The sequence below is a fragment of the Komagataeibacter kakiaceti JCM 25156 genome (assembly GCF_000613305.1).
On sequence record NZ_BAIO01000479.1, the window covers coordinates 1 to 1,770 of the forward strand.

2 pseudogenes are annotated in these 1,770 nt (G+C 66.4%); both read right to left on the minus strand.

Annotation, left to right across the window (positions count from 1 at the left end):
* A pseudogene (locus JCM25156_RS25200) lies at positions 1–427 on the minus strand (response regulator transcription factor); the annotation flags it as partial.
* A 187-nt stretch (positions 428–614) separates the two neighbouring features.
* Positions 615–1,770: pseudogene (locus tag JCM25156_RS32430) on the minus strand (hypothetical protein); the annotation flags it as partial.

The following is a 1,770-nucleotide window of genomic DNA, read 5'->3' on the forward strand; positions in this document are numbered from 1 at the left end:
CCGCCACCGCGCCGCCGCAGCACCGCGCGCACGCGCGCCAGCAGTTCCTTCTGCCAAAGGGCTTGGGCACGTAATCATCGGCCCCCAGTTCCAGCCCCTGCACACGGTCCAGTTCCTCCCCGCGCGCGGAGACGATGATGACCGGCACTTCCCTCAGCGGCTGCTCATCGGGGGCAAGGGGGTCGGCGCGCGCGCGCAGGCTGCGGCACAGGTCAAGCCCGTTGGTGCCCGGCAGCATGACATCAAGGATGATGAGGTCGGCGGCCTGCACCTTCAGCGCATCCCACATTTCCGGCCCCCCCTGCACACCCCGCACCCGGTAGCCATCGCCCTGCAGGGCGCGGACGATCAGGGTGCGCATGCCGGGGTCGTCTTCCACCACCAGAATACGGGCGGGCAGATCGGCGGTGGCGGGTGTCTGTGTCATTCTCTCGGCCATGTTCGTGTTCGGGGCAGTCATGACGCCATGCAAGCGACAGCAGCAGCATATCCAACGCATCGGGGCGGGATAAGACCATCGTTCATGTCATAAAATGTCTGTCCCGGCCGGGCCTGAAACCAGAACGGGGCGCCGGATCCCTCCGACGCCCCGCCTGCCGTCATGCGTGGACCGTTCAGTGCGCGGCGGGTGCGGCGTTCAGCTTCAGCACCCAGAACTGCGCGATGTCGCGCGCGCCGTTGGTGCCTTCCACGCTGTCGAGCGTGGCGATGGCATCCGCCTTCTGCCCTGCGGCGGCCTGCGCCAGACCCAGATGCAGGCGGCCGATGTTCACATCCGTCGGGGCCTTGGCCAGACCCTGCTTCATCAGGGCCAGACCCTTGTCCGCCTGGCCGTACAGGACGTAGTTGTAGCCCGCCGTCAGCATCGCGTTGCCCGTGGTGGCCTGCGCCGCCGTGGTGTCCAGCGCCGCCTTGGTCTGCGCCACGTTCTGGGTCACCATCGCCTTCAGACGGTCGGTGCGGGGCGCGTTGGCGTCATGACCCAGCACGCCGCTGGCATAACCCTGATTGAGGATGTCCAGCCCCAGTTGCGGCAGCCCGGCCTGCAGGGCCAGTTCCGCGATATCCATGTATTCGGCCGAGGTCTTGACCAGACCGGCCTCCAGCCGCACGCGGTCGATATCCAGCCGCAGGGCCGGGGCCATGTTCGGGTTGCTCAGCACGGAATGGACACCTGCGCCCAGTAATCCGGCTTGGGGTAATAGGTAGCGAGTTGGACATAGGTGTGGGTCAGGCCCGCATTGTCACGCAACTGCGCCTGACAGGCGGCCAGAAGCTGGAGCTGGTTTTCCGTCGGCTTGCCGCCCGCCTTGACCGCCGCATCGATCTGCGCCTGCTGCACGCGCGCCGCGTTGGCGAAGTCATGCTGCAGGTAATAGGACTGGATCAGGATCGTCAGCATCTGCGGGTTCTTGCCACCCGCCTTGATATATTTCTCCGTCACGGCAATGGCCTGCGGATAATTCTTGGCGGTAAAGGCCATGCTGCCTTCGGCCAGCGCCATCTGTTCCTTCGTCGCCGCCGGGGTGCGGGGGGAGGCGATCAGCTTGTCATAGGCCGAGATCGCCACCGGAACATTGCCGGACTGTGCTGCGACGGCGGCGCGCATCTGCTCGATGGTGTAGGATTCGTAATCGCTCTTGCCCGCGACCTTGTCCGCCTCATCAATCGCCGTCATGGCTGGGGGTATTTATGGGCGGCCAGCGCGGTCTGGGCCTGCTGCAGCGCCGTGCCCACCTGCTGCCCCAGCACATCGGCCGCGTGCGCGGC